This is a genomic window from Lacibacterium aquatile (assembly GCF_042683105.1).
GTDB lineage: Bacteria > Pseudomonadota > Alphaproteobacteria > Elsterales > Elsteraceae > Lacibacterium > Lacibacterium aquatile.
In genome coordinates, this window is sequence record NZ_JBHUIP010000012.1 from 1 (window position 1) to 20,874 (window position 20,874).

At 62.9% G+C, this 20,874-nt stretch carries 22 protein-coding genes and 1 other RNA gene; 2 read left to right on the plus strand and 21 right to left on the minus strand.

The window, feature by feature from the left end; genetic code table 11:
- Positions 1 to 62: 62 nt before the first annotated feature.
- The 9 genes from ACFSM5_RS11475 to ACFSM5_RS11515 form a co-directional block, all read right to left on the minus strand.
- On the minus strand, positions 63 to 995 hold the full coding sequence (locus ACFSM5_RS11475) for a diacylglycerol/lipid kinase family protein (protein WP_379876528.1): 933 nt from the start codon (positions 993 to 995) through the stop codon (positions 63 to 65).
- Between the two features lie 21 nt (positions 996 to 1,016).
- Positions 1,017 to 1,448, minus strand: a complete 432-nt coding sequence (locus ACFSM5_RS11480; protein WP_379876529.1) for a DUF1489 family protein — start codon at positions 1,446 to 1,448, stop codon at positions 1,017 to 1,019.
- Positions 1,449 to 1,523: 75 nt separating this feature from the next.
- Positions 1,524 to 2,264, minus strand: coding sequence for a substrate-binding periplasmic protein (locus ACFSM5_RS11485; RefSeq protein WP_379876530.1), 741 nt, complete (start codon positions 2,262 to 2,264; stop codon positions 1,524 to 1,526).
- 87 nt (positions 2,265 to 2,351) lie between these two features.
- Positions 2,352 to 3,266: a hydroxymethylglutaryl-CoA lyase gene (locus tag ACFSM5_RS11490; protein WP_379876531.1), complete on the minus strand. Its 915-nt coding sequence runs from the start codon at positions 3,264 to 3,266 to the stop codon at positions 2,352 to 2,354.
- A gap of 3 nt (positions 3,267 to 3,269) precedes the next feature.
- Positions 3,270 to 5,279 (minus strand): acetyl/propionyl/methylcrotonyl-CoA carboxylase subunit alpha, encoded by a 2,010-nt coding sequence (locus ACFSM5_RS11495; RefSeq protein WP_379876532.1) that lies wholly within the window; start codon positions 5,277 to 5,279, stop codon positions 3,270 to 3,272.
- A gap of 25 nt (positions 5,280 to 5,304) precedes the next feature.
- Positions 5,305 to 6,453 carry an AGE family epimerase/isomerase gene (locus ACFSM5_RS11500; protein WP_379876533.1) on the minus strand — a complete coding sequence of 383 codons (1,149 nt, stop codon included), beginning with the start codon at positions 6,451 to 6,453 and terminating at the stop codon, positions 5,305 to 5,307.
- Between the two features lie 18 nt (positions 6,454 to 6,471).
- Positions 6,472 to 7,251, minus strand: coding sequence for an enoyl-CoA hydratase/isomerase family protein (locus tag ACFSM5_RS11505; protein WP_379876534.1), 780 nt, complete (start codon positions 7,249 to 7,251; stop codon positions 6,472 to 6,474).
- Between the two features lie 172 nt (positions 7,252 to 7,423).
- Positions 7,424 to 9,031, minus strand: coding sequence for a carboxyl transferase domain-containing protein (locus ACFSM5_RS11510; RefSeq protein WP_379876535.1), 1,608 nt, complete (start codon positions 9,029 to 9,031; stop codon positions 7,424 to 7,426).
- 16 nt (positions 9,032 to 9,047) lie between these two features.
- Positions 9,048 to 9,659, minus strand: coding sequence for a 2-hydroxychromene-2-carboxylate isomerase (locus tag ACFSM5_RS11515; protein ID WP_379876536.1), 612 nt, complete (start codon positions 9,657 to 9,659; stop codon positions 9,048 to 9,050).
- Positions 9,660 to 9,709: 50 nt separating this feature from the next.
- Between ACFSM5_RS11515 and ACFSM5_RS11520 the strand changes: the two genes are divergently transcribed.
- Positions 9,710 to 11,230, plus strand: a complete 1,521-nt coding sequence (locus ACFSM5_RS11520) for a methyl-accepting chemotaxis protein (protein WP_379876537.1) — start codon at positions 9,710 to 9,712, stop codon at positions 11,228 to 11,230.
- 5 nt (positions 11,231 to 11,235) lie between these two features.
- Here the strand turns inward: ACFSM5_RS11520 and ACFSM5_RS11525 are convergent, their stop codons facing one another.
- Both ACFSM5_RS11525 and ACFSM5_RS11530 read right to left on the minus strand, forming a co-directional pair.
- Positions 11,236 to 12,819 (minus strand): acyl-CoA synthetase, encoded by a 1,584-nt coding sequence (locus tag ACFSM5_RS11525; protein ID WP_379877295.1) that lies wholly within the window; start codon positions 12,817 to 12,819, stop codon positions 11,236 to 11,238.
- Positions 12,820 to 12,824: 5 nt separating this feature from the next.
- On the minus strand, positions 12,825 to 13,955 hold the full coding sequence (locus ACFSM5_RS11530) for an acyl-CoA dehydrogenase family protein (protein WP_379876538.1): 1,131 nt from the start codon (positions 13,953 to 13,955) through the stop codon (positions 12,825 to 12,827).
- Between the two features lie 115 nt (positions 13,956 to 14,070).
- Here ACFSM5_RS11530 and ACFSM5_RS11535 point away from each other — a divergent pair, with 115 nt between their 5' ends.
- Entirely contained in the window at positions 14,071 to 14,472 is a 402-nt protein-coding gene (locus ACFSM5_RS11535; protein ID WP_379876539.1) for a DNA-binding transcriptional response regulator, read from the plus strand.
- Here ACFSM5_RS11535 and ACFSM5_RS11540 read toward each other — a convergent pair.
- From ACFSM5_RS11540 to ACFSM5_RS11585, 10 genes are all read right to left on the minus strand, one after another.
- Positions 14,445 to 15,128 carry an SDR family NAD(P)-dependent oxidoreductase gene (locus tag ACFSM5_RS11540; protein WP_379876540.1) on the minus strand — a complete coding sequence of 228 codons (684 nt, stop codon included), beginning with the start codon at positions 15,126 to 15,128 and terminating at the stop codon, positions 14,445 to 14,447. The two genes, ACFSM5_RS11535 and ACFSM5_RS11540, sit on opposite strands and share 28 nt — an antisense overlap.
- A complete protein-coding gene (locus tag ACFSM5_RS11545) occupies positions 15,128 to 16,306 on the minus strand; it encodes an acetyl-CoA C-acyltransferase (RefSeq protein ID WP_379876542.1) in 1,179 nt (392 codons plus the stop codon). The genes ACFSM5_RS11540 and ACFSM5_RS11545 overlap by 1 nt, the downstream gene beginning before the upstream one ends.
- Positions 16,307 to 16,335: 29 nt before the next feature.
- Complete coding sequence (locus ACFSM5_RS11550; protein ID WP_379876543.1) at positions 16,336 to 17,508, minus strand: isovaleryl-CoA dehydrogenase; 1,173 nt, start codon at positions 17,506 to 17,508, stop codon at positions 16,336 to 16,338.
- Positions 17,509 to 17,585: 77 nt separating this feature from the next.
- Complete coding sequence (locus ACFSM5_RS11555) at positions 17,586 to 18,026, minus strand: PaaI family thioesterase (protein ID WP_379876544.1); 441 nt, start codon at positions 18,024 to 18,026, stop codon at positions 17,586 to 17,588.
- Positions 18,027 to 18,060: 34 nt separating this feature from the next.
- A complete protein-coding gene (locus tag ACFSM5_RS11560; protein WP_379876546.1) occupies positions 18,061 to 18,480 on the minus strand; it encodes a MerR family transcriptional regulator in 420 nt (139 codons plus the stop codon).
- An 88-nt stretch (positions 18,481 to 18,568) separates the two neighbouring features.
- The gene (locus tag ACFSM5_RS11565) at positions 18,569 to 19,378 is read right to left on the minus strand and encodes an ion transporter (RefSeq protein ID WP_379876548.1); all 810 of its coding nucleotides are present in this window, start codon (positions 19,376 to 19,378) and stop codon (positions 18,569 to 18,571) included.
- Between the two features lie 124 nt (positions 19,379 to 19,502).
- On the minus strand, positions 19,503 to 20,072 hold the full coding sequence (locus ACFSM5_RS11570) for a 5-formyltetrahydrofolate cyclo-ligase (protein WP_379876549.1): 570 nt from the start codon (positions 20,070 to 20,072) through the stop codon (positions 19,503 to 19,505).
- A gap of 18 nt (positions 20,073 to 20,090) precedes the next feature.
- Positions 20,091 to 20,248, minus strand: a non-coding RNA gene (gene ssrS, locus ACFSM5_RS11575) — 6S RNA.
- 10 nt (positions 20,249 to 20,258) lie between these two features.
- A complete protein-coding gene (locus ACFSM5_RS11580) occupies positions 20,259 to 20,564 on the minus strand; it encodes a cell division protein ZapA (protein ID WP_379876550.1) in 306 nt (101 codons plus the stop codon).
- Positions 20,565 to 20,572: 8 nt separating this feature from the next.
- Complete coding sequence (locus ACFSM5_RS11585) at positions 20,573 to 20,809, minus strand: hypothetical protein (protein WP_379876552.1); 237 nt, start codon at positions 20,807 to 20,809, stop codon at positions 20,573 to 20,575.
- Positions 20,810 to 20,874 lie beyond the last annotated feature (65 nt).

The following is a 20,874-nucleotide window of genomic DNA, read 5'->3' on the forward strand; positions in this document are numbered from 1 at the left end:
TCAGCACCACGTCGTCGCGGCGTGAGCGGGGTTATAGGCCGCGACGCAGATAGGGTCAACTGCTATTTATCAACAATCTGCATTTTCTTATCCGACTGCTCTGGAACCACCACCGGCAAGGCTTTCGGCAGAATCGCGAAGCGCAGCGGCGCCGTCATCCGTTCGACCTCGCCATCGGTTGCCACCAGGAAGCGACGCCCGGCCGGACCGATAGAGAGATCCCGCACCGCCACCCGCTCGAACGCATTGTCCGCATCCCAGCGCCCGAACATCATCTGAACCGTCAGCACGGCCAGCCACCACCAGTGACGATGCTTGGCTATATAGAGACCCAGCACACCATCCGTCAGGGAGGCGCGCGACAGGAAGGCGCCGGGCTCTTCCTTATAGAGGTTGTTCGAGACGGCAAGCGTCAGGGCCTTGACCCGGCGGCGACCGTAGTCCGACTGCAGTTCGAACTTCAGGCGCCGCGAGCGCGCCATCACCGACGCCATCGCCTTTATATAGAGCCACCAGCGATAGGGAGCCCCAGTTCCCCGGATCGCCTCACGATGGCGGGAGAGGCGCGGCAGCAGCCCCATGACCGACTGGCAGAGGAAGAGACGCCCATTGAGGGTCGCGCCATCCACCTTAAGTGTGGGGCCAACAGCCAAAGCCCTGGCAGCCTCTTTCCAATCGAGCGGGATCGAGAGCGACTTGGCAAAGAGGTTCATGGTCCCGAGCGGCAACACACCCAGAGGCACGCCGGTATGGATCGCCTGTTCGGCGGCCGAACGGATGGTACCGTCTCCCCCACCAACAAGCACCCGCTCGGCGCCGGAGCCGAAGGCCCGCAGTAGATCGATGGCGATGGTGTCGCGGGAGGACAGGAACAGCTCGACCTCCACATCGTCACCACTGGTGACGATGATCTGCACCAGTTCCTGGGCAAGGGATATCGGTTCGAGACCGCGGATCGTCCCGCTATCTGCATTGAGAACCAGCGCGATCCGCATAGGGGGTACTTCCTTATAGGGTCAGATTAGGCCCAGCGCCTTCAGCTCGGCAGCCATCTCGGCCGGGAGAACATCCCCCGTCCCTTCAACGCGGTTGAGATCCGCCGGTGCCCGTTCCGGTTCAAAATATCGCCAGCCCTGAAACGGACGCGCGAAGGTCGGCACGGTTTCGATCCATTCGCGGCGCAGGATGAAGCGCGTGCGCTGACCGCCGTCCTCCGACGACACCCGGTCGATATGGACAAAGCGCTGCCGGAAGGCGATGCGGCCCTTGATGATCCAATAGAGCGAACCGCCGTCCAGCAGCTCATCCGCCCGCTTAGGATACATGGTCGTCAGCGTATAGACATGCTCGGACCAGGGCGCAGGCAAGTCGCGCGCGGGGTCGCATTGCCATTGCTGGACGTCTTCAATCGACTCGCAGCCGACACAGAGGCGGATGATGTTCAACATTGCGCCTCAGGATGTAGAAGACCCCACGGGCGCCGTCAACGGGAGCACTCGATAACTGTCTGTTATAGACGTGCCTTATTGCGCGAGATGACGCTCGACGATCCGGTCGTAGTCGCCGCTGGCCTTAAGTCGGGCAAGAGCGGCATTGAAATCCGCCAGCGCCTGCTCCGCCCCCGGCAAGCGACGGGAGATCAGCAGATGCTGGCCGGTTTCGCCATAGGGCTTCTCCACAATCCGGATCGATCCCTTCGGCACCCCGGATTTACGGATGAAGTCGTTGGCGGCCAGTTCGTTGATGATGAAGAAATCCGCCCGCCCGGCGGCCAGCATGCGGGCGCAACTCTGCAGGTCAGCCGGACGCTCGGCCGAGATCTCGCCGCGTTGGATCATAGCCTCGACCTCATTTGGCAGCGTGCTGCCGATCTCCATGCAGCCTTTGCGCCCCTTTAAATCAGCAAGATCGCGGTAGATCACCCCGGTGGCAGCGCTGAGATATACCCGGCGTTTGACGACATAAAGCGGATCGGAGAACAGAAAATCCCGCGCCCTCTCATCGGTCAGCACATAGGGGAAAGTTGCGGTGTAACGTCCCTCTGCCGCCTCGCTATAGGCGCGCTTCCAGGGCAGGAAAGTGATCGTCGCCTCAACCCCAGCACCGGCATAGGCCTTACGGACCACATCGGTCAGCATGCCACCTTCGGGCAAATGGGGATCGGCAAAGGGCGCGTAGCCGGGACCGGAGACAATATCCAATGCCAGCGCCGGGCCACTCAGACACAAAAACAGGATCGCCGCCAGACGCCAGGACCTGGTCATCTTCTCCCCCGCTCTGTTCGAGCCTCGAAGAAAACTATCCTCCCGCCTGGGCGAATTTGCAATTGCAGGCTTTACGAGCTTACCGCGTTACCCCAGATCGGCCAGCTTCGCTGCCATGGCAAGCGCGACCTTGGAGGCAGGTGGACGGTCCAGTGCCTCAGAGATGACCCGGCCGACCGCTGCCAGCAGGTCAAGATTCACCCCGGTCTCCACGCCCAGGCCATTCAGCATATAGACGACATCCTCGGTCGCCACATTACCGCTGGCCCCCTTGGCGTAGGGGCAGCCGCCCAGACCGGCAACAGCGCTGTCGAGGGTCGAAACACCGATCTCCAGGCAGGCGAGGATATTGGCAAGCGCCTGACCGTAGGTATCGTGGAAATGGATCGCCGTTCGCTCCAGACCGATGGCATCCGCCACCGCCGAGGCCATCGTCCGCGCCTTGCCCGGTGTGCCGACACCGATTGTATCCCCGAGCGACACCTCATAGCAGCCCATATCCGCCAGGGCCTGGGAGACCCGCACGACCTCGGACACCGGCACATCCCCCTGATAAGGGCAGCCCAGCACGCAGGAGACATAGCCGCGCACCTTGATGCCGTGGCTTTTGGCCGCCTCGATCACCGGCGCGAAACGCTCCAGGCTTTCGGCGATGGAGCAGTTGATGTTCTTCTGGCTGAAGGCTTCGGAAGCCGCGCCGAAAACAGCGATCTCCTTGGCTCCCGAGGCCAAGGCCCCCTCAAACCCTTTGAGGTTCGGCACCAGCACCGGATAGGCGACGCCCGGTCGCGGCTTGATTCCGGCCAGCACCTCGGCGGTATCCGCCATCTGCGGGACCCATTTGGGCGACACGAACGCCCCGCTTTCCACCGTCCGTAGACCCGTGGCGGCGAGACCGTCGATCAAGGCGACCTTGACCGCCGCCGACACGATGGTTTTTTCGTTCTGCAGCCCGTCGCGGGGGCCGACTTCGACGATCTTGACGAACTTCGGCAGCGCCATGGCTCAACCCTCCAGCGCTTCGAGGGTCAGAAGCTCGGCGCCATCGTCCACCAGATCCCCGGCGGAGAAGCGGATCGTCTGGACGACACCGTCACGCGGGGCGGCAATCGTATGCTCCATCTTCATGGCCTCGACCACCATCAGCGGCTGCCCTTTCTTCACGCTTTGCCCGGCCTCCACCTTCACGGCGACGACCTTGCCCGGCATGGGGGCGGTCAGCTTGCCGCCACCGCCTGTTTCGACGCCGCTATTGTCGCGGGGGTCGATCACCGTGAAGCGATGCTGGCGCCCATCGGCCTGCACCGTCAGGGAGGCCCCCTCGCGGAAAGCATGAGCAGTGACGCTGCGGTCGCCGATCTGTGCCGCCAATCGACCATCGGCCTGCAAGGTTCCGAAGACCGGCGTGCGACCGCGCGGCAGATCGAGCGACATGTCGCCGCCAACAAAATGCGCCCGCACGGTCAAGGGGTGCTCGCCATCCATCAGATGGAGATCGTTGAAGGCATCGCGGTTAAGGCGCCAGCCGGTGGTCTGCGCCCAGGGGCTATGGGGATCGCTGGTTCCGGCGAAATGGTCGGACGCTTCGGCCCGGGCCTGCTCCAGCAGGGCCAGGGCGGCAAGTCCCAGCATCAGATCGTCGGCAGCCTGCGGGGCGGGCAGCAGGTCGGCGCGATAACGCTCAATGAAGCCGGTATCGAGATCGGCATCCGCAAAGGCGGGATGATCGATGATGGCTTTCAGGAAGGTGCGGTTGGTATTGAGGCCGACGACCTCCGTTGCCCCAAGGGCCGCCGACAGACGGCGGATCGCTTCATCGCGGGTGGCGCCTTCCGCGATCACCTTGGCGATCATCGGATCGTAGTGGATCGAGACGCTGTCGCCGGTTCGAACGCCGCTATCGACGCGCACGCCGGGCAGGCCTTCGGGCAGACGCAAATGGGCCAGACGCCCGGTCTGGGGCAGGAATTCCTTCTGCGGATCTTCGGCATAGAGGCGGACTTCGATCGCATGACCCGTCAGGGTCAATTGCTCCTGGGTCAACGGCAGGGATGCGCCCTCGGCCACCCGGATCTGCCATTCGACCAGATCCTGGCCGGTGATGGCTTCGGTCACCGGGTGTTCGACCTGGAGGCGGGTATTCATCTCCATGAAATAGAAACCGTCGCCTTCGGCGATGAACTCAACGGTCCCGGCACCGACGTAGCCAACCGCGCGGGCAGCATCACAAGCGGCCTTGCCCATCGCGGCACGACGCTCGAGAGTCATTCCGGGAGCAGGCGCCTCCTCCACCACCTTCTGATGGCGGCGCTGAATCGAACAATCCCGCTCGAAGAGATAGACGCACTCGCCCTGCGTATCCGCGAAGACCTGGACTTCGATGTGGCGCGGGCGGGTGAGGTATTTTTCCACCAGCACCTTGGCATCGCCGAAGGAAGCCTGGGCTTCACGCTGGGCAGAGGCCAGTTGTTCAGGGAAATCGGCGGCGGACTGCACCACCTTCATGCCTTTGCCGCCGCCGCCGGCCGAGGCCTTGATCAGCACCGGATAGCCGATGCGGTCGGCTTCTTTCTGCAACAGCGCCGCATCCTGATCTTCCCCGTGATAGCCAGGAACCAGGGGGACGGTGGCTTTCTCCATCAGGCTTTTGGCGGCCGACTTCGACCCCATGGCGCGGATGGCCGAGGCGGGCGGGCCGACGAAGATGATCCCGGCCTTGGCGCAGGCATCGGCGAAATCGGCATTTTCCGACAGGAAACCATAGCCGGGGTGGATCGCATCGGCGCCGGTATCCTTGGCGGCCTGGATGATCGCATCACCCTTGAGGTAACTTTCCCGGGCAGGGGCTGGGCCAAGGCGAACCGCCACATCCGCCATCGCCACATGGGCCGCCTTCGCATCGGCATCGGAATAGACCGCGACGGTCCTGATTCCGAGCTGCCTGGCGGTACGGATGACGCGGCAGGCAATCTCGCCGCGATTGGCGATCAGCAGAGTGGCGATGCGACGGTTCACGATGGCTCCCCTCCCCGGGGTTTTCTTATTTTAGAACGCGCAACGCCTCGGCCAAGGCCAGCAACACGTGGTAGCTGGTCGAACCGGGCATGCGGTCATTGGTGATAGTCAGAAGATCTTTCGCGAGATGTTCGCGCCAGCGCCCATCGGGCATCAGGTAATAGGTGAACATCGTCTCCAGCGACTTGGCGAGACCGGCGCGGTTGGCATCCTCATCCCCAACGCCATCCTCGATCCGGGCAACCCAGGCCTTGGTATATTCGGTCTGCACCCAGGCCCGCTTGGTCGAGAGCAAAATCTCGCCCTGCTGGTTCACTTCGTCGTAGGCGCCGCCGAAGGTCTTATCGACGCCATGCTGAATGCCGAAGTCGAACAGCTTTTCGGCATAGGGCAGCACGCTCTTATCGTCGAACAGCTTGGCATAGCGGTGCAGCAGCCAGACCCATTCGAAATGATGGCCGGGCTCGATCCGGTGGCCCTGCTCAGCATCGGGCTTCCAGTCCTGGTCGAAATATTCGACGAGGGTGTGGGTGTCTTCCTGGAAGAACTTGGTCTTGAAGAGGCCCATCACCATTTCGGCATGGGCGCGATAGTGCGGACGCGGATCGGCTTCATGCAGGGCCATATAGGCTTCCAGCAGATGCATATGCGGATTCTGGCGCAGGAAATCCGGCTTCACCTGCCAGTCGCGGGTGACGAGTGAATGATAGCCCCCAGCAGGGTGCGCCATCTTCTCGTCCATCAACCCGATCAGATCGTCGGCGACATCCAGCGCCCAATCCACATGCAGCACCCGGTGGGCATAGGCCAGGGCGAACAGGGCAAAGGCCTGGGTATAGGCGGGCTTGTCACTGTCGGCGGGCGTGCCGTCATCCTGGACCGAGAAATAGAAACCGCCGTTTTCCTGATCGCGCGACCGGGTGATGATGAACTGCAAGGCGTGACGCGCCGGGCCGTCGTTCGGGGCGAGGTCGCTCTCCATGCCCATGGCATGACTATAAAGCTGCCGCGTCTCGACCACCGTGCGCTTGGTGCCGACATCATCGGGCCAGCCGTCGGGCTTCAGCCGCTCGAAGAATCCCCCGTGTTTGCGATCTGCCAACCGGCCGCGCAGCAGCGGCAGATGGCAATCGGCGATCCAACGGCGGAGGTGTTCGGGGGCGACACGGCTCATGACGGCGGGCTTCCTTTTTTAAGCGACCCAGCCGGGCTTGCGCTTTTCGAGGAAGGCGGACACGCCGTCTTTTCCCTCCGCGCTCGCCCGCCGGACCGCGATGCGTTGTGCCGTCTCGTCTATCAGAGCTGCATCCAGAGGGCGAGAGGCGAGCGCAATCAGATCCTTGGCTGCCGCCAGCGCTTCCGGTCCGCCCGCCTTCAGCGCCTTGATCTCTGCCGCGACGGCTTCATCCAGCTTATCGGCCGGGACCACGGCATGAACAAGGCCGATGCGCAGTGCCTCGGTGGCATCGAAGCGCCCTGCCGTCAGGAACCAGCGCCGCGCCTCCCGCGCGCCCATGGCCCGGATGAGATAGGGTGAGATGACGGCGGGCATCAGGCCCAGGCGCACCTCGGTCACCGCGAACAGGGCTTCAGGCACCGCAATCGCGATATCACAGCAGGCGACCAGCCCAAGGCCACCGGCGAAGGCCGATCCATGCACGCGGGCGATAGTCGGCTTGGGGCACTGGTCGAGGGTGGCCATCAGCTTGGCGAGCGCGCGGGCGTCGGCGAGATTCTCCGCGTGGGAATAACCCGCCATCCGGCGCATCCAGTTGAGATCGCCGCCCGCCGAAAAGCTCGCCCCCTCGCCTGCCAGGACGATGACGCGCACGGCGGGATCGGCAGCCGCCGTCTCGATGGTTTCCGTCAGTTTGACAATCAGTTGATCGTCAAAGGCATTGTGGATTTCCGGCCGATTGAGGGTCAGCCGGGCCACACCGTCGGTGACGCTATAAAGAAGAGTGTCGGTCATGACGCGGTCCTCGCCCAAAAAAACTCGTCATCCCGTGGCTCGACCACGGGATCTCCTCCGGGAGATTGTCCAATCCTGCCGGGCCATCGTTGAAACGCCCCCGGAGGAGATCCCGGGATCAAGTCCCGGGATGACGGCGGAGAGGAATGACGAATGGACTTCATCTCTGGCCTCACATCCGGAAGACGCCGTATTTCACCGGCTCGACCGGCGCATTCAGCGTGGCCGACAGGGCGAGCCCGAGCACCATGCGCGTGTCGGCCGGATCGATGATCCCGTCGTCCCACAGGCGGGCCGAGGAATAATAGGGATGGCCCTGTTCTTCGTACTGCGCGCGGATCGGGGCCTTGAAAGCCTCCTCATCTTCCGCGCTCCAGCTGCCGCCCTTGGCTTCGATACCGTCGCGGCGCACCGTGCCCAGCACGCCCGCCGCCTGTTCGCCGCCCATGACGGAGATGCGCGAGTTCGGCCACATCCAAAGGAACCGCGGATCGAACGCCCGGCCGCACATGCCATAGTTCCCGGCACCAAAGCTGTTGCCGATGACCACGGTGAATTTCGGCACGGTAGCGCAGGAAACGGCCGTCACCATCTTGGCACCATCCTTGGCGATGCCGCCGCTCTCATACTTCCGGCCCACCATGAAGCCGGTGATATTCTGCAGGAAGACCAGCGGAATGCCGCGCTGATTGCAGAGTTCGATGAAATGGGCGCCCTTCAGCGCGCTCTCGGAAAACAGGATGCCGTTGTTGGCAACGATGCCCACCGGATAGCCGAAGATATGGGCGAAACCCGTGACGAGCGTCGTTCCGTAGTTCGCCTTGAACTCGTCCAGTTCCGATCCGTCGACGATGCGGGCGATCACCTCGCGCACATCGTAGGGTTTCTTCAGGTCGGCATTCACCACGCCGTAAAGTTCGCTCGGATCATAGAGCGGCGGGCGCGGTTCGCGGATATCCAACTCGTGGCGCTTCACCCGGTTGAGATTGCCGACGATCTTGCGGGCAATCCCCAGGGCATGGGCGTCGCTGACGGCGTAATGATCGGCGACGCCCGAGGTGCGGGTATGGACATCGGCGCCGCCCAGATCCTCGGCTGTCACCACTTCACCGGTCGCAGCCTTGACCAGGGGCGGGCCGCCTAGGAAGATCGTCCCCTGCCCTTTGACGATGATGCTTTCATCCGACATGGCAGGCACATAGGCGCCACCAGCCGTGCAGGAGCCCATGACCACCGCGATCTGGGGAATGCCCAGGGCGGACATGCTCGCCTGATTGAAGAAGATGCGGCCGAAATGGTCACGGTCCGGAAAGACCTCGTCCTGGTTCGGCAGGTTTGCGCCACCGCTATCGACCAGATAGAGGCACGGCAGGCGGTTCTGGCGGGCGATCTCCTGCGCGCGCAGATGCTTCTTCACCGTGATCGGATAATAGGTGCCGCCCTTCACGGTGGCGTCATTGGCCACCACCATGACCTCGCGCCCGGCGACCCGGCCGATGCCGGTGATGATGCCCCCCGCCGGGACGGCATTCTCATACATATTTGTCGCCGCCAATTGACTTAGCTCAAGGAACGGCGAGCCGACGTCGAGCAAAGTGCGGATACGGTCGCGGGGCAGAAGCTTGCCGCGCTTCACGTGCTTCTCGCGGGCTGCCTCCCCGCCGCCGTCGGCGATCTTGGCCACATGGGCTTTCAGATCTTCGACGAGCGAGCGCATGGCGCCTGCATTGGCTTGGAACAGGTCGGATCGCGGATCGAGGGCGCTGCGGATAATGGTCATGGGGGTCTCGTCTTTCTTACCAGCCGCCGGATTGCAACCAGGCGTCAACTTCGGCCACGCGGTCGTTGCCCCAGAAGGGCTCGCCATCGACCAGGAAGAAGGGGGCGCCGAACACGCCCTTGGCCGAGGCGGTTTCGGTTTCGATACGCAGCCGTTCCTTGATGTTTTCGTCGGCAATCGCCGCCAGCAACTGATCCGGCGCGATGCCCAGCTTCTCCTGCGCAATCGCCGCCACCGTGCCGGGCAGCGACACGTCGCGCCCCTGGGTGAAAGCCGCATCGAAGATCGCATGGGCAAAGACCCGGGCCTTGGCCGGATCCTCGGCCTCGATCCAATAGAAGGCGCGCGATGCCTGCAGCCCGGAGAAGGGGAAGGGCTCGGGCAGGACGAACGGCACATTATGCAAGCGCGCGAACCGCTTCAGGTCGCGCTCGCAATAGGGCCATTTCCGGTCCTGTTGGGCGTTCGGCACCATGCCGACTTCCTTGAAGACCACACCCAGCAAGATCGGGCGCCAGATGACGCTGCGTCCATGCTTCTGCGCGATGCCATCGATCCGATGGCTCGCCAGGAAACTATAGGGCGAGGAGAAGTCGAAAAAGAACTCGACCGGTCCGCCTTTGGTCATGACGCGCCCTCCTTCATTTCATATTGCCCAGCTTCAGGAGCCGAGTTCCGATGACGATACCGCAGAAACTGGCGGCGATTATGATTGCCGTCGCCACCCTCGCCTTGACGGCCAGCGTCGGCGTCTACGAGCTGGAAAAGGCGACGCGCTATGAAAAGCTGCATGCCGACACGCTGCGTGCTCTGGGCGATATGCGCCTCGCCATGGCCGAGGGCCGGGGCATCGACGCGCCGTTGAAGGTCGTCGCCGGGTCGGCCGCCGCCTGCACCGACCTCAATACCTGGGTCGAAAGCCTTGCCATGAAGGCCATCGGGACCGAGGCCGCCATCCAGGGCTGCCGGGATCTGGCCGCCGCCGCCAAGCTGCCCGCCGACCAGGCCGTGCTCGCCATCGACAAGGCCAGCCGCGCCATCGAGGCTCCCCTGCATCGCACCGTCAGCATCGGCGCAGGCGGCACGCAGATCGCGGTGCTGATCCTGGCTCTGCTGACCCTGGGCGGGACTGTCTATCTGGCCCGCGACATCTCCCGCCCCCTGCGCCGGATCACGGCGGATATGCATCGGCTGGCGGGCGGCGATCTGGAGTTTCAGCTGGTCACCGAAAACCGGGCCGACGAGATCGGCGCCATGTCCTCCGCCCTCACCGTCTTCCGCACCAATGCCCTGGCCGTCGCCGAGCTGCGGGCCGAACAGGAGAGCTTGCGGACCCAGGCCGAAGCCACACGCGTCGCCACCTTGCGGGAATTGGCCGATAATCTCGAAGCCGACCTCGGTCAATTGGCGCAGGCCGTTTCCGGCGAAAGCCAGGATCTGACGGCCACCAGCCGGACCATGAGCGATATCGCCCGCCAGACCTCCAGCCGCGCGACCTCCGTTGCCGCCGCGACCGAGGAGACCAGCGTTAATGTCGAAACCGCCGCTGCGGCGGCCGAGGAACTGACCGCCAGCGTCGGCGAAATCGACAGCCGTACCATCGAAGCCGCAACCCTTGCCCGCGAAGCCGTCGGCGAAGCGACCAAGGCGGGCGAGACGATGCATCGCCTGACCGAAGCGGCCTCGGCCGTGGGGACTGTGTTGGATCTGATCGCCGACATCGCCGCCCAGACCAATCTGCTGGCGCTGAACGCTACGATTGAGGCCGCGCGGGCTGGCGAAGCGGGCAAGGGCTTTGCCGTCGTCGCCTCGGAAGTCAAAAACCTGGCCGGTCAGACCGCCAACGCGACCGAGGAGATCGCTGCGCGTATCCGGGGTATCCAGGAAGAAACCGACAATGCCGCGACGGCGATCGAAGGGGTGGCGGCCAGCATCGCGAAACTCGATACCACGGCCTCGGCCATTGCCGATGCGGTGGCTCAGCAGTCGGCCGCGACGACCGAGATTGCCCGCGCGGTGGCTGAAGCGGCGGCCGGATCGCGCGAAGTCGCCCGCCACATGGTCGGCGTCAATCAGGGGGCGAGCGATAATGAGGAAGCGTCCGGCACCGTGCTTGCCGCCGCCAGCCGCCTGTCGGACGAAGCCGCGCGCCTGCAGGAAGCGGTCGGTGCGACGGTCAACTGGCTGAGGAAAGCGTAGCAACATCAGCGCCCCCGCAGCTCGCGCCGGATGATCTTGCCGGTCGCGGTCATGGGAAGGTTGTCCAGAAACTCGACCTCGCGGGGATATTCATGGGCCGCGAGGCGGGTTTTGACAAAATCCTGAAGTTCTGGCGCCAAGGCCTGCGCGCCGGGCTTCAGGACGACAAAGGCCTTCACGATCTCCGTGCGGATCGGATCGGGCTTGCCGACCACCGCGCACATGGCAACGGCAGGGTGCTTCAGCAGGCAATCCTCGATCTCCGCCGGGCCGATGCGATAGCCGCCGGACGTGATGATATCGTCGTCGCGCCCCTGGAAGTGCAGATAGCCTGCCTCGTCCCGCCAACCCTGATCGCCGGTCACCAGCCAGTCGCCAATGAACTTCTGCGCGGTCGCCTCCGGCTTGCCCCAATAGCCCAGGAACATCACGGGGTCCGGGCGACGGATGGCGATCAGGCCCGGTTCGCCATCGGCAACTTCCCTGCCCTCGCCATCGATCACCGCGACCGTATGGCCGGGGATCGCGCGGCCCATGGCGCCGGGAACCACGGGAAACAGCTCCGCATCATTGCCGACCACCAGATTGCATTCCGTCTGGCCGTAGAATTCATTGATGGTCTTGCCGAAGGTGGCCCGGCCCCAGTCCAGCAACTCGGCACCCAGGCTCTCTCCACCGCTTGCCACCGTGCGGATGTTTCGCGCCATACCACTCGACTGCCGCATCAGCTTCAAGGCCGTCGGTGGCAGGAAAAGGTTCTTAACCTGGAACCGCTCGATCAGATCGAAGGCGCGGTCCGGTTCAAATTTCGCCATGCGCTGGGCAATCAGCGGCACGCCCGAAGCCAGGGCGGGCATAAGCACGTCGAACAGCCCGCCGATCCAAGCCCAATCCGCCGGGGTCCAGAAGCGGTCGCCCACCTGGGGGAAGAAGTGATGCGGCATCTCCACGCCTGGTAGATGACCGAGCAGCACCCGCTGGGCATGCAAGGCGCCCTTGGGCTGGCCGGTCGTGCCGGAGGTATAGATGATCACCGCCGGATCATCCGCCGCGGTATCGAGGATCGTGTGAAAATCCGACGCTTCGGCCAGCGTGCTGTCGTAGTCGCGCGTGGCGTTGTCGATATCCTTGCCCAACCCGACGACAAACACGGCTTTGAGCGCTGGAAGGCGGCCGCGGATTTCCTCCAGCTTCACAAGGCCCGCCATGTCGGTCACCACCGCCGAGGCGCCGCTATCGGCGAGGCGATATTCCAGCGCTTCCGGTCCGAACAGGCCAAAGAGCGGCAGGGCGATCAGCCCGCTGCGATAGGCCGCGAGATGCGAGACCGCACAAGGGCTGCCCTGGCTCAGCAGGATCCCCAGCCGGTCGCCGACCGTCAGTCCCGCCGCCGCCAGCACATTGGCCAGCCGCGCCGACAGCCGCCCCAGATCGGAATAGGAGAAGTCCGTGGTCGATCCATCCGACGCGACTTCGATCAGCGCCAGACCTTCATTCTTCAGGCAATGGGCCGCCATATTGTAACGCGCCGGGATCTGCCAACGGAAATTCCGCGTCAGATCTTCATAGCTCGTTGCAAGCGGCAGCATCGGCATCAGGCAAAGCTCCTGGCGATCACGAGGCGCTGAATATCGCTGGTACCTTCATAGATCTGGGTCACCCGCACATCGCGATAGATGCGCTCGACCGGGAAATCATTGACGTAGCCATAGCCACCGAAGGTCTGGATCGCGGCCGAACAGACCTTCTCCGCCATTTCGGAGGCAAAGAGCTTGGCCATCGCGGCCTCGGTCAGGCAGGGCTTGCCCGCATCGCGCAAAGCGGCAGCCTGAAGAACGAGGCCCCGCGCTGCCGCAATCTGGGTCGCGCAATCGGCAAGGCGGAAGCTCACCGCCTGCTGCTCCATGATCGGCTTGCCAAACGCGGTGCGCTCCTTGGCATAGGCCACCGCCGCCTCGAAGGCCGCGCGCGCCATGCCGACCGACTGGGCCGCGATGCCGATGCGCCCGCCTTCTAGATTGGCCAGCGCGACCTTATAGCCCTCGCCCTCGGCTCCCAGCATGTTCGCAGCGGGTACCCGGCAGTCCTCCAGCACGATCTGCGCGGTGTCCGAACAGCGCTGCCCCAGCTTGTCTTCCAGCCGCGCGACCTGCCAGCCGGGGGTATCGGTCGGGACGATGAAAGCGCTGATGCCCTTCTTGCCCGCCGCCGGATCGGTCACGGCGAAGACGATGGCGATCTGCCCATTCTTGCCGTTGGTGATAAACTGCTTGGTGCCGTTCAGGATAAAGTGATCGCCATAGCGCGCAGCCTTCGTCTTAAGAGCGGCGGCATCGGAACCTGCCTGCGGCTCGGTCAGGCAGAAGGCACCCAAGGCCTCGCCCGATGCCAAAGGCTTAAGAAACTGTTGCTTCTGTTCTTCGGTACCGAACTTCAGTATCGGCATGCAAGCGACCGAATTATGCACAGACATGATCGTGGACGTCGCCCCGTCACCAACGGCGATCTCTTCGATTGCCAGGGCGTATGCCACATGATCGACCCCGGCACCGCCCCACTCTTCCGGCACCAGCATCCCCAAAAAACCCAACTCTCCCATGGCTTTCAGGGCCTCTCGCGGAAAGCGGTGTGTCCGATCCCACTCGGCAGCATGGGGGGCAAGCTGCTCCGCCGCGAAGGCGCGGGCGGTATCGCGGATCAACTCTTGCGTGTCAGTCAGCAGCATGATCTACACCCAAGGGAAAAGTAAAATAACTGTTAAATTTTCGGGTTGTTTCTTGCCTGAGTCGCGAATTAGTGTATAAATAGTTAACTTGTTCTGATTTTTGGGAATGTGGACCATGAACCGGGCAACAAAACGCCGGGTGTTTGTCCTGTCGCCCCGACGAGCCGATCTGGTGTTGTATGGAGACCTGCTGGAACGCGATGGCTTTACGGCCGTCAAGATCTCCAGCTTGGCCGAAGCCAATACCGAATTTGCCGCCGCCGACCGTGGACTTCTTGTACTGCTGGCCCTGGAAGGCTGGCAGGACAGTGTCTTGCCGCTGGTCGAGCAGTTCACCCGCAAGAAGTACGATTTGCGTTTCCTTGGCTTTGCCACCTCGCCCGAAAGTGCCCGGCACGCCATCGCAGCGGGCTGCGCCGAATGTGTGCAAGTTCCCCTGTCGGTCGATGCGATCATGAAGATGGTGCATCGCCATTTGACCCCGGTCGCCTACCACGGCAGCGCTTCGCCGGTGTAATTGAAGAAGCCGCCGCTGGTGGCTTCATCCGCCCGCTCGACGATCTGCATCAGCCCGACAGCGGAATCGGCGATCTCGACCTCTGCCCCGCTTCCCCCCATGTCCGTCTTCACCCAGCCGGGATGCATCGCGAAAATCGCGACACCCTTCGCGGCATAGGCATTGGCCGCCGCCTTGACGGCGATATTGAGCGCCGCTTTCGAAGCCCGGTACGCCATGGTGTTATAGCTGCTGACCAGCAGTTCCTTGCTGGCCATGCGGGTCGACAGCACACCAATCCGCCCACCACGCGGCAGGATATGGCCCAGTTGGAACATCAGGCGCATCGGCGCCAGCGCATTGACGCGCATGCACTCCAGGAACACGGCCTCGTCCATGACGGCCGGGTCCATCGTGCGGTCGGCTTCCAGCAGGATGCCTGCCGCCAGGATGACCGTTTCGACCTTCGCCCCTTCCGCCACATCGACCAGACCCGGCAAAGCCGCCTCTTCGGTCACATCGATGCGATAGGGCGTGGCGCCCAGTGCCGTGATCGCCGCCGCGTCTTCCGGCTTGCGATGGGTCGCTAGAACCTCACGCCCCAAGGCGCGATACTGCCGCACCAGTTCGAGGCCGATGCCCCGGCTGGCACCGACGATTAAAACCGGCGCACCCATCAGTTGACCCTCTCGATAGCAACCGCCGTGGCCTCGCCGCCGCCGATGCAGAGCGACGCCATGCCGCGCTTCAGATCATAGGTTTCGAGCGCATGGAGCAGCGTCACCAGGATGCGCGCGCCCGAGGCGCCGATCGGGTGACCCAGGGCGCAGGCGCCGCCATGGACATTCACCTTGTCATGCGGCAGGTCGAGTTCCTTCATGGCCGCCATGGCAACCACCGCAAAGGCCTCGTTCACCTCGTAAAGATCGACGTCACCAGCCTTCCAGCCGATCCGATCCAGCAGCTTGTTCATCGCACCGACCGGGGCCGTCGTGAACCAGGCCGGCGCCTGGGCATGGCCCGCATGGCCCCGGATCACCGCCCGAACCGCCAGCCCGCGCTTCTCCGCCTCCGAACGGCGCATCAGCACCAGCGCCGCTGCACCGTCAGAAATGGAGGAGGAGTTCGCCGCCGTCACCGTGCCGCCATCGCGGAAAGCGGGTTTCAGCGTCGGGATCTTCTCCGGCTTGGCGGACCTTGGCTGTTCGTCGACCAGGATCTGCGCAACACCGCTCCGGCTCTTCACCTCGACCGCTGCGATCTCTTTTTCAAAGGCACCGGCCTGCTGCGCCTTCTGGGATCGCGCCAACGACTCCAGGGCATAGGCATCCTGCGCCTCGCGGGTGAACTGATAATGCTGGGCGGTATCCTCGGCAAAACTGCCCATCAGGCGGCCCTTGTCGTAGGCGTCCTCAAGGCCGTCCAGGAACATATGATCCAGGACCTTGCCATGCCCCAGGCGATAACCGCCGCGCGCCTTATCCAGCAGATAGGGGGCGTTCGACATGCTCTCCATGCCGCCCGCCACTACGATCCCGGCGGAACCGGCCAGGATCGCGTCATGGCCGATCATCACCGCCTTCATGCCCGATCCGCAGACCTTGGAGATGGTGGAGCACGGCACCGCCTGTGGCAGCCCCGCCCCCAGCGCAGCCTGACGCGCGGGCGCCTGACCGACACCGGCGGGCAGAACGCAGCCCATCAGCGCTTCATCCACATGGTCGGGCGCGAGTGACCCCAGCGCCGCCCTGATCGCGACAGCCCCCAGCGCTGGCGCCGTCAAACCGGACAGTTCGCCCTGAAAACCACCCAGAGCTGTGCGCGCCGCGCCAGCTATGACGATCGGATCGTGCATGGAACGCCCTCCATTCGTAGACAAATAACTTAGGCAGTCTCGCCGAAAATCTCGCGACCGATCAACCAGCGGCGGATTTCGCTGGTTCCGGCGCCGATCTCGTAAAGCTTGGCATCGCGCAACAGACGGCCGGTGGGGAATTCGTTGATATAGCCATTGCCGCCCAGCACCTGGATCGCCTGCAGCGCCATCCAGGTCGCCTTTTCAGCCGAATAGAGAATGCAGCCCGCAGCATCCCGGCGCGTGACTTCGCCGCGCTCGCAGGCCCGCGCCACCTCATAGACGTAGGAGCGCGCGGCGGAGAGCGCGACATACATGTCGGCGATCTTGCCCTGCATCAACTGGAACTCGCCGATCGCCTGACCGAACTGCTTGCGGTCATGAATATAGGGGATCACCACATCCAGGCAGGCCTGCATGATCCCGATGGGGCCGCCGGACAGCACCGTGCGCTCGAAATCCAGACCCGACATCAGGACATTGACGCCTTTGCCCAGGGTTCCCAGCAGGTTTTCGGCCGGAACCTCGCAATCGCTGAACACCAGCTCGCAGGTGTTGGAGCCGCGCATGCCCATCTTGTCGAGCTTCTGCGCCGTCGAGAAACCCTTCATGCCCTTTTCGATCAGGAACGCGCTGATGCCCTTGGGCCCCGCGCTCGGATCGGTCTTGGCATAGACCACCAGCGTGTCGGCATCGGGGCCGTTGGTGATCCACATCTTGTTGCCGTTCAGCACATAATGATCGCCGCGCTTTTCAGCCCGCAGCTTCATCGAGACGACATCGGACCCCGCTCCAGGCTCCGACATGGCCAGCGCGCCCACATGCTCGCCCGAGATCAGCTTGGGCAGATATTTGCGCTTCTGTTCCTCGTTGGCGTTCAGCTTGATCTGATTGACGCAGAGGTTGGAATGCGCGCCGTAGGACAGCCCGACCGAGGCCGAGGCCCGGCTGATTTCCTCCATCGCGATCACATGGGCAAAATAGCCCATACCCGCGCCGCCATATTCCTCCGGCACCGTGATGCCAAGGATCCCCAGTTCCCCCATCTCGCGCCAGAGATGGTTCGGAAACTCGTTGGTCTGGTCGATTTCCGCCGCGAAGGGGGCGATCCGGTCGGCGGCGAAGCGGCGCACCGTATCGCGCAACATCTCCAGATCGTCGCCCAGATTGTGATTGAGGGTCCGCAGTTCGTTGACGGCCATGGACGTCTTCTCCCGGAATATGAATGCGGCTTGCCGCCGCTTATCGAGTTCAGGCTGCCTGAGCGGCACCTTTGACGTTATGCCGCTTGCGCGGCAGGTAAAATCATCAGGGTCTGCAAGGCAGTGGCGCAGATCTTCTCGACCCCGCCCTTCACCGCAAAAATCTCGATGTTCGTCACGACCAGAGTCCGGCCGCCACGCGCGACCCGTCCGCGCCCGATCAGCTTCTCGCCGACTGCAGGGGCCATCAGATTGATCTTATATTCGACCGTCAGGACGTTCTGATCGAAAGTCGCAAGGCTGGTCGCGGCAAATCCGCCGGAAATATCGGCCAGGGTTCCGACGATGCCGCCATGGAAGAACCCATTCTGCTGGGTCAGATCGGCGCGAAAGGGCAATTCCAGATCGACAGCGCCTTTTGACGCCGACAGGAGCTTCACCCCCATCGCGACGACAAACGGCTGACTGGACATCATCGCCGCGACCCTATCGGTCGCAGAACTTTCCGCTAGCGTCATGTTTCCTCCCAGTGAGACGGGAGTTTCCGCCTCTCTAACTTGACGTTACCGTCAACTTAGGAGGCAGTTTGCCACCGTCCCGCAAGGCGATCAAGCCCTCGGTGCAATTTGCTTCCAGGCTCTCCAGGGCATCCAGCAGGACGTCGATATCATGGCGCTGCGCCAGCAAAGCCTCGCGGCGATGGCGCAATTTATCCAACAGAAGCTGCAATTGCCCGATTTCGTCCTGGCCGACGTCGTAAAAATCAATGACTTCCCGGATCTCATCCAGGGTCAAACCAACGCGCTTCCCGCGCAGTATAAGGCGCAGGCGCACCCGGTCGCGGGGACTGAAGACCCGCCGGTTGCCTTTGCGCGTCGGCACGATCAGGCCGCGATCCTCATAAAAACGGATAGCGCGGGCCGTAACGCCGAACTCAGCCGATAGCTCGGCGATGGTGTAGGAGTTTTTCATCGCCTATCACTCTAGCTAACTTTACGCGCACGTAAAGTTTCTAGAGTGAGAAAAGCGGGTGACGCAACGCGCCACCCGCTTGTCAGTTCTATTCTCCGGCGACCGGAGCAGCCGTGGACTGCCGCAGCACAGCCACTTCCCGGCGCAGAGCCTGCAGTTCCTCAAGGATCTGCGTCTGCTGATCGGCCGTGGCCGGGGCGTTGCCCTGCTCGACCTCTTCTTCCTTGGCGGAATCTTCCATCGCCGAAACGATGATGCCGATGAAGAGATTAAGCACGGTGAAGGTCGTTACCAGAATGAAGGGCAGGAAGAACGCCCAAGCCAGCGGATGCTTTTCCATCACGGGACGGACCACCTCACCTGACCAACCTTCCAGCGTCATGATCTGGAAAAGGGTGTAGGAAGAGGCGCCGATAGTGCCGAAGAATTCCTCGAAATCCTCGCCATAGAGCCGGGTAGCCATGACAGCCGCGACGTAAAACACCAGGCAAAGCAGTAGCGTAACCGACCCCATCCCCGGCAACGAGCCGATCAGGCCATTCACCACGCGGCGCATCGAAGGCACCATCGCCACCATGCGCATCACGCGCAGAACACGCAGCGCTCGCATGATCGAGAGATTGCCGGTTGCCGGCAGTAGCGAAATAACAACGATCAGCAGATCGAAGATGCGCCAGGGGTCTTTGAAAAAGTTGAGGCGATAGACGACGAGACGCGCCACCACTTCGAAAACAAAAACCGCCAGGATGATGTGATCCAGCAGTTCGATGACCCCACCCGCCGCATCCATAACGGCCTTGGAGGTCTCTAGCCCGAGTGTAATAGCATTAAGGAGGATCAGCGCGATGATCGCCCTCTCGAACCGTTTCGATTCGACGAGATTCTTTAAAAAGTCCATGGTCAGCTGCCCCGACATTCCATCACAAAATAATCACAGGAGCATGCTGCTTAAGCTTAAGAAAATAGGCAATATGCCAGACGGTAATACCGCACAAATATTACCTGAATACCGTAATGAGGCACTAACTCGTTATTCTGCCTATGATTTTTCGCTCAGTTATCATTGCATGCAGCGGCAGATCGAACGGACCGCGTGGCACCAACGGCACTTCCTGGCAGCCGAATGCCAACCCGACTCGGCGGCAAGCGGGATAGAGCGCCATGGTACGATCATAGAAACCACCACCCTGCCCCAGGCGATACAGGTCGGCATCGAACCCCAGTAAGGGCGTCAGCAGCAAATCAGGAACCAGCATCGGTCTATCGGACGGCGGCTCCAACCCGAACCGTCCTTCGATCAACAGATCGGTCGGCAGCCAGGCGCGGAACAGAAGCGGCGCCTCCAGGGCGGCCACTACGGGCAATGCGACTGTGACACCGGCATGGATCAGGCGATGCATCAGCGGGCGAGGATCGAGTTCGCTGCCCACCGGCCAATACCCGGCGACAACCGGTGGCAAGATGCCCGCATTATCAAGAAACCGCTGGGCCACGGCCTCGCTTGCCGCTTCCCGTTGCTGAACAGAAAGGCTTTTGCGTCGCTGGCGAAGATCGGCCCGCAGGCGCGCCTTTTCGGCGTCGAGATCATTCATGGCAGACGGGGAGGAAGCGCGACGACCACATCGGTCGATGGTGTATGACATCCTCCAAGGCCTGCATCAAGCAGGTGGGCGCCATTTACCGGGGCCAGGGCCCCGACAGGGACAGCTCCCAATGGAAGAAAATCGGCCAGGGGGATTGCGCTACCTGTCGAGCCGCGCAGTCGCCGCCCCCCATACTTAGGCGTGCTCGAGGCTTTCTGCAAGCTGCTCGATCCGGTCGGCAAGCTGGTTCAGCGACTCGCTGGCACGTTCGTCCAGGCCTGCGATCTGTTTGACGGCGCCCTTGGCTTCGTCCAGTTCGTCAGCCAGCAGCAGGGCAGCGACCAGCAGCAACTGCCCTTCGCCCGCCTGACCGAAGCTGCGGACCAGCCCCTGAACCCGACGGTCGAGATCGGCGGCAAGACGCAGCAGGCGATCTTCTTCGCCTGGGCCGCATGCCACGCGATAGTTGCGGCCATTCACTAGGACATCGAGTTCGGGCATTTCTTGCCTCAACCGTTCAGCAGGCCACGCAAACGTCCGATGGTTGATTCCAACCGTTCGGCCGCTTTGCGGTTTGCCGCCACCAGGGCGGAATTCTGATCTTCAGCAGCACGCAGCGCACCGCTGAGGCGGTTCAGTTCCTCCGGCGGGACCGAAGGACGCGTGTGAATGGCCGATTCGAGGCGCTGTACCGCTGCCTCTAACCGCCCAACTGCCTGGGCATAGTTCTGATCCGACGTGCTCATAGCTACTATATCTACCGGGCAAGTCTTCCGACGACAATGCTGTTCGCATCATGCGCGTCAGACGC